Annotated in this window: 12 protein-coding genes and 1 pseudogene; 7 read left to right on the top strand and 6 right to left on the bottom strand. The window is 66.7% G+C overall.

All coding sequences use genetic code 11. The annotated features are described in order from the left end of the window. The 3 genes from B3E94_RS01340 to B3E94_RS01330 form a co-directional block, all read right to left on the bottom strand. Positions 1-659: ABC transporter permease (locus B3E94_RS01340; protein ID WP_286912041.1), on the bottom strand; the 659-nt coding region annotated here is incomplete at its 3' end. Then, a complete protein-coding gene (locus tag B3E94_RS01335; RefSeq protein WP_286912040.1) occupies positions 659-1,366 on the bottom strand; it encodes an ABC transporter ATP-binding protein in 708 nt (235 codons plus the stop codon). The genes B3E94_RS01340 and B3E94_RS01335, both read right to left, overlap by 1 nt. Further along, entirely contained in the window at positions 1,367-1,939 is a 573-nt protein-coding gene (locus B3E94_RS01330) for a DUF2796 domain-containing protein (RefSeq protein WP_286912039.1), read from the bottom strand. A 130-nt stretch (positions 1,940-2,069) separates the two neighbouring features. Between B3E94_RS01330 and B3E94_RS01325 the strand changes: the two genes are divergently transcribed. Beyond that, on the top strand, positions 2,070-2,414 hold the full coding sequence (locus B3E94_RS01325) for a hypothetical protein (protein ID WP_286912037.1): 345 nt from the start codon (positions 2,070-2,072) through the stop codon (positions 2,412-2,414). Between the two features lie 81 nt (positions 2,415-2,495). On the opposite strand, the gene trxA is transcribed toward B3E94_RS01325, so the two are convergent. From trxA to B3E94_RS01310, 3 genes are read right to left on the bottom strand one after another with little or no spacing between them, the layout of a single operon-like run. Further along, the gene (gene trxA, locus B3E94_RS01320; protein ID WP_286912036.1) at positions 2,496-3,368 is read right to left on the bottom strand and encodes a thioredoxin; all 873 of its coding nucleotides are present in this window, start codon (positions 3,366-3,368) and stop codon (positions 2,496-2,498) included. A gap of 31 nt (positions 3,369-3,399) precedes the next feature. Then, the gene (locus B3E94_RS01315; RefSeq protein WP_286912035.1) at positions 3,400-4,059 is read right to left on the bottom strand and encodes a class I SAM-dependent methyltransferase; all 660 of its coding nucleotides are present in this window, start codon (positions 4,057-4,059) and stop codon (positions 3,400-3,402) included. Next, positions 4,060-4,512, bottom strand: coding sequence for a YbaY family lipoprotein (locus B3E94_RS01310; RefSeq protein WP_236193707.1), 453 nt, complete (start codon positions 4,510-4,512; stop codon positions 4,060-4,062). A gap of 105 nt (positions 4,513-4,617) precedes the next feature. Between B3E94_RS01310 and nrdR the strand changes: the two genes are divergently transcribed. From nrdR to B3E94_RS01280, 6 genes and pseudogenes are all read left to right on the top strand, one after another. Then, positions 4,618-5,082 (top strand): transcriptional regulator NrdR, encoded by a 465-nt coding sequence (gene nrdR / locus B3E94_RS01305; RefSeq protein ID WP_016393425.1) that lies wholly within the window; start codon positions 4,618-4,620, stop codon positions 5,080-5,082. Between the two features lie 2 nt (positions 5,083-5,084). Beyond that, entirely contained in the window at positions 5,085-6,215 is a 1,131-nt protein-coding gene (gene ribD, locus B3E94_RS01300) for a bifunctional diaminohydroxyphosphoribosylaminopyrimidine deaminase/5-amino-6-(5-phosphoribosylamino)uracil reductase RibD (RefSeq protein WP_286912034.1), read from the top strand. A 41-nt stretch (positions 6,216-6,256) separates the two neighbouring features. Further along, entirely contained in the window at positions 6,257-6,922 is a 666-nt protein-coding gene (locus B3E94_RS01295) for a riboflavin synthase (protein WP_003255399.1), read from the top strand. A gap of 18 nt (positions 6,923-6,940) precedes the next feature. Continuing rightward, entirely contained in the window at positions 6,941-8,032 is a 1,092-nt protein-coding gene (gene ribBA / locus B3E94_RS01290) for a bifunctional 3,4-dihydroxy-2-butanone-4-phosphate synthase/GTP cyclohydrolase II (protein ID WP_236193705.1), read from the top strand. A 91-nt stretch (positions 8,033-8,123) separates the two neighbouring features. After that, the gene (gene ribE, locus B3E94_RS01285) at positions 8,124-8,600 is read left to right on the top strand and encodes a 6,7-dimethyl-8-ribityllumazine synthase (RefSeq protein WP_176518320.1); all 477 of its coding nucleotides are present in this window, start codon (positions 8,124-8,126) and stop codon (positions 8,598-8,600) included. Next, a pseudogene (locus B3E94_RS01280) lies at positions 8,597-8,693 on the top strand (N utilization substance protein B); the annotation flags it as partial. The gene ribE and the pseudogene B3E94_RS01280, both read left to right, overlap by 4 nt.

Raw genomic sequence — 8,693 nt, 5'->3', positions numbered from 1 at the left:
GCCGGCACGCCGTTGTGCCAGTCGATGTGGATGGCTTCCATCCCGGCCAGGCTGATATGCAGGGTGCGGTCGACCGGCGTGCCGGTGCGCTTGAGCACACCCACCACGGTGAACGGCTTGTCGTCATGCTTGACCAGGCTGATCGCCGCCACGCCGTGGGCCAGCACCAGCTTGTCGCCCAGCTTGTAGTGCAGCGCATCGGCCACTTCGGCGCCCAGCACCACCTCGAACGGGTCGCTGGCGAACGCACGGCCCTGGCTCAGTTCCAGGTGCTGGCGGCGGCCGTACTGGTAATGGCTGAAGTAGTCGCCGGTGGTGCCCATCACCCGGTAGCCACGGTGCGAGTCGCCCAGCGAAATCGGGATGGCCCATTTCACCCGGGGGTCGTTGGCGTAATGCTCGTAACTGTCCCAGCGGATGTTGTTGGTGGCATTGCCGATACGAAACACCGAGTACAGCAGCAGGTTCACCGCGCCTGAACGGGCGCCGACGATCAGGTCGGTGCCGCTGATAGTGCTGGCGAAGCTGGCGCGGGCTTCGGTGCGCACACGCTCCACGGCCAGCAGCAGGCACACGGAGAGGGCAATGGCGAAGGCGGTGAGGAAGGCGGTGAAACGGCGGTTGGCCAGGCTGGCCAGGGCAAGGCGAAGCAGGTACATCAGGCCTCCCGGGGTTTGGCCGCGCGATTGAGCTCGGCCAGGGACAGATGACGGTCGAACAGCGGCGCGAGGCTCTGGTCATGGCTGACGAACAGCAGGCTGGCGCCGGCTGCCCGGCATTCGGCGAACAACAGGCGGATGAACGCTTCGCGGCTGTCGGCATCCAGCGCCGAGGTCGGTTCGTCGGCGATCACCAGCTCCGGCTGGCCGATCAGGGCCCGCGCTGCGGCCACGCGCTGCTGCTGGCCGATCGACAGGCTGTCGGCGCGCCGCGCAAGCAGCGTGTCGTCCAGGCCCAGGTGGGCCAGCAGCACGCTGGCCGCCTGGTCGACACTGCCATGGCGCAGCCGCGCACGCTCGGCGCGGCTGCGCGAAAAGCGGCAGGGCAGCTCGACGTTTTCGCGCACCGAGAGGAAGGGCAGCAGGTTGAACTGCTGGAAGATGTAGCCGGTGTGGTCGACCCGGAAGCGGTCACGTGCGCCTTGGCCCATGGCGCCGAGGTCGTGGCCGAGCAACTGGATGCGGCCTTGCCCCGGCACGTTGACCCCACCGAGCAGGCCCAGCAGCGTGGTCTTGCCGCTGCCGCTCGGGCCTTTGAGGAACAGCGCCTCACCGGCTTCCAGGCGCAGCGCCGGGATGTCCAGCAGCGGCGCCTGGCCAGGCCAGGCGAACACCAGGTCATGCAGTTCGATCAACGGCTGGCTCATTCAGAACGCGACCACGGCCTTGGCCGGCGAGGTTTCCAGGCCTTGCTGGCCATTCGGGCCGATCAGTTGCACGTTGATCTTCTGCGTGGCCGGGAACGCCTTGTACAGCGGCGCGAGGTCGATTTGCGTGAGTTTGCCCGGGGCTGAGCAGTTCAGTTGGTAGTGGGCATTGATGTCGCTGTGCTGATGGCCAGGCTCGTGCTGGTCGCCGTCGTCGTCTTTGGCAGCATCGCCAAACAGCGGGCTTTGCAGTTCCTGGGCGTCTTCCACGCAGCCGGCGGCGGCGGCCAGGCCGAACAGTTTCAGCGGCTGTTCGAGCTGCTGGCGCACTGCGGCCACCTTGGGCTTGTCGGCATCGCTGCTGGCGGCATGCTCGAAGCCCACCAGGTTCATCGCCGGGCTGTCGAGCTCCAGCTCCAGGGTATTGCCGTCGAGCACGACATTGAGCTTGGCCACGCCGTGCTCGTGGGCGCCGAGGGTGCCGTGGGCATGATCGTGGTCGTGGTCATCGTGGGCATGGGCCACGGCGAAGGGCAGCAGGGCGATGGGCAGGGCGAGCAGCAGGCGACGCATGGACGACTCCGGGGCGGCTGGAAAGATTTGGTAATGTTATAACAATTTTTCCGTGCATCGCCAGCCTGCCTGGCGCAGGTTTCATGTTGCTGTAGCATTAAGGCATTGACCGGGCTTGAAGGAATGCAGCGTGAGAATTCGTGGACAGATTGGCGACTGGCCGGTGGACCTGACCATCGAGCTGGAGCCGGCGGAGTGGGCGCAGTTGGGCCGCCAGTTCGCGGCACCGGTGGCTGGTGAGGCTGTGTCGGCTGCTGCGGCTGCGGCGCCGCGCCAGGATGACGGGCAATGGCTGGCTGCGCGCGAAGTGCTGCGCCAGGTGGGGCGCATGGATGGGCCTGAGTTGCTCGACCGGCTGGAAGGGCTGACGGGGAGTACGGCGGCGGGCAAGCGGCTGCTGGTGCGGTTGCGCCACAGCAGTGAGGTGAAGGTGGAAAGTGGCGCGGATGCGCCGGTGTATCACTGGGTGGGGTAAGCGTATCCGTACCGGCCCTATCGCCGGCAAGCCGGCTCCCACATGTGGGAGCCGGCTTGCCGGCGATAGGGCCAGGATGGGTCAGAACATGGCTGCCGCCAGCTTGCGACGGTACACACCCACCAACGGATGATCGCCACCGAGCAGTTCGAACACCTGCAACATCGCCTTTTGCGGCAACCCGTTCTCATACCCACGGTTACGCTGGAACAGCTTCAGCAACCCTTCCAGCGCCGCTTCGTACTGCTGGCGCGCAAGCTGCTGGATGCTCAGCTGGTAAGCCGCCTCGTCATCCTGCGGGTTCTGCGCCAGGCGGCTCTTGAGGTCAGCGACTTCCGGCAGGCTGGCGGCCTGGCGCAGGAACGTCAGCTGGGCCTTGGCGCCCGCCAGGGCAGCCTTGTGTTCGTCTGTCTTGACCGCATCCAGCACCACCTGGGCCTCGCCCAGCTCACCGCGCTCGGCCAGGCAGCGTGCGTAGTAAATCAGCGCTTCGGCATTGCTGTTGTCTTCGCCCAGCAGCTGCTGCAGGGTGGCTTCCGCCTCGGCGAAACGGCTTTCGGCGAACAGCGCCTTGGCCTGCTCCAGAGGCGATGCGGCCGGGGCGGCAGGCATCTGTACATGCGGCTCGAGCATGGCGCGGATCGCCGACTCCGGCTGCGCACCGGCGAAGCCGTCGACCGGCTGGCCATCCTTGAACAGCACCACGGTCGGCAGGCTGCGGATGCCGAACTGGGCCACCACCTGCTGCTCGACATCGCAGTTGATCTTGGCCAGCAGCAGCTCGCCCTGGTAGCCCTCGGCAATCTTCGCCAGCAGCGGCATCAGCGCCTTGCACGGCGCGCACCACTCGGCCCAGAAGTCCACCAGGACCGGCTTGTGGAAGGAGTTCTCGATCACCAGCTGCTGGAAGTTGGCATCGGTGGCATCGAAGATATAGGGCGTTTGCTGGCTCATCGCGACTCTCGCAAATCAGTGGATGGCACCACTATAAAGGCTCGCGTCTGGCGTGGTACAGGCTGACCCGGCGGAATTCGTGCGGCTCGGCCAGGTCTGGCAAGGTCAGCGCTTCGAGCACGCCCAGCTGCTGGTACAGCGGGTGGCGAAAGTCACGTACCCGCGAGTCGGCCACCAGGGCCTGACGGCCGCGGCTGAGGAAGGCGTCGAGCAGGGGCAGGTTGGCCCGGTCGTACAGCACGTCGGCCACCAGGATCAGGTCGAAGCGGTCCGCTTCGGCGAAGAAGTCATCGCTGTAGCCCAGCGTTACCCCGTTGAGCTGCGCATTGGCCTGGCAGGCCTGCAGGGCCAGTGGGTCGAGGTCGCAGGCCACCACTTCCAGGGCGCCGGCACGGGCGGCGGCGATGCCGGCAATGCCTGAGCCTGCGCCGAAATCCAGTACGCGTTTGCCGGCGACCCACTCGGGGTGCGCCGCCAGGTAGCGGGCCATGGCCAGGCCGCTGGCCCAGCAGAAGCTCCAGTACGGCGGCTCTTCGAGGATGCGCCGGGTTTCTTCGCTGCTGAAGGCGCGGTCCATGTTCTGGTCGTCGATCAGCCAGAGCTTGAGCGCGCATTCGGGCAACTCGCTGACCACCAGACGCGCCTCGCCGATCAGGCCGCTGAGGGCCTGTTGCAGTGCCAGCGGCGCCACTTACGGCGCCTTTTCGAAACGTAGCGGGCCGGTGGCCTGGGTCTGCGCCTGGGCGATGCGCACGGGCGGCAGGTGCATGATCAACTGGCCCGAGCTGCTGGCGCGCCCGCGCAACTCGACCCGGGCGCCGGCAGGGAAGGCCTCGGGGTTGAAGCGCAGCTGGTAGGGCAGGTCCTGGCCGGTGCCGGTCAGGGTGCTGCTGGCCAGCAGTTGCTGCGGGCGGTCGCGCTCGTCGATCACCAGCAGCGCCAGCTCCACATCAGCCCCGGCAGGAATGTTCAGCAAGGTGCCGCTCAGCTCACGCTGGTAGGCCGGCAGCGGGCCCAGCGGCTGGGCCTTCTTGGCCACCTTGGCAGGCGCCTGTGCGGGCGCTTGTTCGATTTTCGGCTTGTCGCTGCCGCAGGCGGCGAGCAGGGCGGTGCAGCACAGCACGGCGATCACGCGCAAATGCATAGGGGAGTCCTTGATGGGCACAATTGCATGGATGTTAACCCCTTTGGCTTGTCTTGCCAGTGCAATGCGCTACCATGGCCCTCCCTTTTTTTGTTGCCTGCCACCATGCACTGTCCCTTTTGCGGTGCCAACGACACCAAGGTCATCGACTCGCGCCTGGTCGCCGAGGGCGAGCAAGTGCGCCGCCGTCGCGAATGCGTGGCGTGCGGCGAGCGCTTCACCACCTTCGAAACCGCCGAGCTGGTGCTGCCCCGGCTGATCAAGCAGGACGGCACGCGCCAGCCCTTCGATGAAGACAAGCTGCGTGCCGGCATGCAGCGCGCGCTGGAAAAGCGCCCGGTCAGCGTCGAGCGCCTGGAAGCGGCGCTGGCGCACATCAAGAGCCGCCTGCGGGCGACCGGTGAGCGTGAGGTGAAGTCGCTGGTGGTCGGCGAGCTGGTGATGGCCGAGCTGCGCAAGCTCGATGAAGTCGCCTACATCCGTTTCGCTTCGGTGTACCGGCGCTTCCAGGACCTCGACGAATTCCGCGAAGAAATCGACCGCCTGGCCCGCGAGCCGGCTAAAGAGTGAGCATGCCCAGCCAGACCGCGATCCTCGACGCCCATTACATGGCCCGTGCCCTGGAGCTGGCGCGCAAGGGTGTGTACAGCACCCACCCCAACCCCCGCGTGGGCTGCGTGATCGTGCGCGACGGCGAAGTGGTCGGCGAGGGCTGGCACGTGCGCGCCGGCGAGCCGCATGCCGAGGTGCACGCGCTGCGCCAGGCCGGTGAGCGAGCCAAGGGCGCCTGTGCCTACGTGACCCTGGAACCCTGCAGCCACCATGGGCGCACCCCACCCTGTGCCGAGGCGCTGGTCCAAGCCGGCGTGGCGCGTGTGGTCGCCGCCATGCAGGACCCCAATCCGCAGGTCGCCGGGCGTGGCCTGCGGCGCCTGGCCGAGGCGGGCATCGAAGTGGCCAGCGGTGTGCTCGAAAGCGACGCCCGGGCACTCAACCCCGGCTTTCTCAAGCGCATGGAACATGGCCTGCCGTTCGTGCGCGCCAAGCTGGCCATGAGCCTGGACGGCCGCACCGCCATGGCCAGTGGCGAAAGCCAGTGGATTACCGGCCCCGCTGCGCGCTCTGCGGTGCAGCGCTTGCGGGCCCGATCCAGCGTGGTGCTGACCAGCGCCGCCAGCGTGCTGGCCGACAACGCGCGGATGACCGTGCGCGGCGCCGAACTGGGGCTGGATGAGCACACCACGGCGCTGGCCCTGAGCCGCCCACCGCTGCGCGTGCTGGTCGATGGCCGCCTGCGTCTGCCGCTGGATGCCCCGTTCTTCCAGGCCGGCCCGGCGCTGGTGGTGACGGCCATGGGCGATGACCCGCGTTACGCCGCCGCCGGCCACGAGCTGCTGAGCCTGCCCGGCAGCAACGGCCAGGTCGACCTGCCGGCGCTGATGCAGGCACTGGCAGGGCGCGGTGTCAACGAGATCCTGCTGGAGGCCGGCGCCGGCCTGTTGGGAGCGTTTGCCCAGCACGGCCTGATCGACGAGTACCAATTGTTCGTCGCCGGCACCTTCCTCGGCTCCCAGGCCCGCCCGCTGCTGGACTGGCCGCTGGAGAAGATGAGCGAAGCCCCCCGGCTGAAAATTACCGAAATGCGCGCAGTGGGCGATGACTGGCGGGTCACGGCCATCCCTCTGCCGGCACCCGGCGTATAATGCCGGGCTTGCCCTGCGCAACCCGTTCTGAGGAAGACCCCATGTTCACCGGCATCATCGAATCCATCGGCACCATTCGCAGCCTGACCCCCAAGGGCGGTGACGTGCGCGTGTACGTCGAAACCGGCAAGCTCGACCTGGGTGACGTCAAGCTCGGCGACAGCATTGCCGTCAACGGCGTGTGCCTGACGGCGGTCGAGCTGCCAGGCGATGGCTTCTGGGCCGACGTCAGCGTCGAGACCCTCAAGCGCACTGCCTTCATCGACCTCAAGAGCGGCAGCAAGGTCAACCTGGAAAAGGCCCTGACCCCGACCACCCGCCTGGGCGGCCACCTGGTCAGCGGCCACGTCGACGGCGTCGGCGAAATCATTTCGCGCAGCGATAACGCGCGCGCCATCCAGTTCCGCGTGCGTGCACCCAAGGAGCTGGCCAAGTACATCGCCCACAAGGGTTCGATCACCGTCGACGGCACCAGCCTGACGGTCAATGAGGTCAATGGCGCCGAGTTCGAGCTGACCATTGTCCCGCACACCCTGTCCGAAACCATCATGGCCGACTACCGTGCAGGGCGTCGGGTGAACCTTGAGGTCGACCTGCTGGCCCGTTACCTGGAGCGTCTGCTGCTGGGTGACAAGGCTGCCGAACCGAGCAAGGGCAGTGGCATTACCGAAAGCTTCCTGGCCGCCAACGGCTTCTTGAAATCCTGATTGAGAAGGGGGTGCCGCGTGGCGCTCAACAGCATCGAAGAACTGGTCGAAGACATCCGCCAGGGCAAAATGGTCATCCTCATGGATGACGAAGACCGCGAAAACGAAGGCGACATCATCATGGCAGCCGAGTGCTGCCTGCCTGAGCACATCAACTTCATGGCCAAGCACGCCCGCGGCCTGATCTGCATGCCGATGACCCGCGAGCGCTGCGAAACGCTGAAGCTGCCGCTGATGGCGCCGCGCAACGGCTCGGGCTTCGGCACCAAGTTCACCGTGTCGATCGAAGCCGCCGAAGGCGTCACCACCGGCATCTCCGCCGCTGACCGCGCCCGCACCGTGCAGGCTGCCGCCGCCAAGGACGCCAAGGCCGAAGACATCGTCAGCCCCGGCCACATCTTCCCGCTGATGGCCCAGCCTGGCGGTACCCTGGCCCGCGCCGGCCACACCGAAGCTGCCTGCGACCTGGCGCGCATGGCCGGTTTCGAGCCGAGCGGGGTGATCTGCGAGGTGATGAACGACGACGGCACCATGTCGCGCCGCGCCGAGCTGGAAGTGTTCGCCGCCGAGCACGGCCTGAAGATCGGCACCATCGCCGACCTGATCCACTACCGCATGATCCACGAGCGCACCGTTCAGCGGGTGTCCGAGCAGCCGATCGAAAGCGAGCTGGGCCAGTTCAACCTGGTGACCTACCGCGATGCGGTGGAAGGCGACGTGCACATGGCCCTGACCCTGGGCAACATCTGCGCCGAAGAGCCGACCCTGGTGCGCGTGCACAACATGGACCCGCTGCGCGACCTGCTGATGGTCAAGCAACCGGGCCGCTGGAGCCTGCGCGCGGCGATGAGCGCCGTAGCCGACGCCGGCAGCGGCGTGGTGCTGCTGCTGGGCCATCCGCTGGACGGCGACGTGCTGCTGGCACACATCCGCGAAAGCGCCGGCGATGCCCCGACCAAGGCGCCGACCACCTACAGCACCGTGGGTGCCGGTTCGCAGATCCTGCGTGACCTCGGCGTGCGCAAGATGCGCCTGATGAGTTCGCCGATGAAGTTCAATGCGATATCCGGATTCGATCTGGAAGTTGTAGAATACGTGCCCTCCGAGTGACTTGAGGCGGCAGTGACGCCCAGATACTCGAGTCCAGACCCTGTCGAGGCCGCCTGCGCGCGGCCTCGCTCTTGAATATGAGAACATCGGAATGACCCTGAAGACCATCGAAGGTACCTTCATCGCCCCCAAAGGTCGCTATGCTTTGGTGGTTGGCCGCTTCAACAGCTTCGTCGTCGAAAGCCTGGTAAGCGGTGCCGTTGATGCCCTGGTACGCCACGGCGTCAGCGAAAGCGACATCACCATCATCCGTGCCCCGGGCGCGTTCGAAATCCCGCTGGTGGCACAGAAAGTCGCCCAGCAAGGCGAATACAACGCGATCATCGCCCTGGGCGCCGTGATCCGTGGCGGTACCCCGCACTTCGAATACGTGGCGGGCGAATGCACCAAGGGCCTGGCCCAGGTGTCCATGGAGTTCGGTGTACCGGTGGCCTTCGGTGTCCTGACCGTCGACTCCATCGAGCAAGCCATCGAGCGTTCCGGCACCAAGGCCGGCAACAAAGGTGCTGAAGCTGCCCTGTCCGCTCTGGAAATGGTCAGCCTGCTGGCGCAGTTGGAGGCCAAGTGATTAGCGACGAAAGCGATCGTTTCAACCCGCGCGATCCAAAACCTGCGGATGCCGGCAAGCCATCGAAGAGCGCCAAGCGCCGCGAAGCCCGCA

Source organism: Pseudomonas sp. UBA6315, assembly GCF_002438125.1.
GTDB lineage: Bacteria > Pseudomonadota > Gammaproteobacteria > Pseudomonadales > Pseudomonadaceae > Aquipseudomonas > Aquipseudomonas faucium.
This window is presented reverse-complemented; position numbering and strand designations above follow the sequence as displayed.

Bases quoted from the DNA above. Each gene is read 5' to 3' on its own strand.
- B3E94_RS01335 (WP_286912040.1), bottom strand. From the start codon at position 1,366: ATGAGCCAGCCGTTGATCGAACTGCATGACCTGGTGTTCGCCTGGCCT.
- B3E94_RS01330 (WP_286912039.1), bottom strand. From the start codon at position 1,939: ATGCGTCGCCTGCTGCTCGCCCTGCCCATCGCCCTGCTGCCCTTCGCC.
- trxA (WP_286912036.1), bottom strand. From the start codon at position 3,368: ATGAGCCAGCAAACGCCCTATATCTTCGATGCCACCGATGCCAACTTC.
- B3E94_RS01310 (WP_236193707.1), bottom strand. From the start codon at position 4,512: ATGCATTTGCGCGTGATCGCCGTGCTGTGCTGCACCGCCCTGCTCGCC.
- nrdR (WP_016393425.1), top strand. From the start codon at position 4,618: ATGCACTGTCCCTTTTGCGGTGCCAACGACACCAAGGTCATCGACTCG.
- ribD (WP_286912034.1), top strand. From the start codon at position 5,085: ATGCCCAGCCAGACCGCGATCCTCGACGCCCATTACATGGCCCGTGCC.
- B3E94_RS01295 (WP_003255399.1), top strand. From the start codon at position 6,257: ATGTTCACCGGCATCATCGAATCCATCGGCACCATTCGCAGCCTGACC.
- ribE (WP_176518320.1), top strand. From the start codon at position 8,124: ATGACCCTGAAGACCATCGAAGGTACCTTCATCGCCCCCAAAGGTCGC.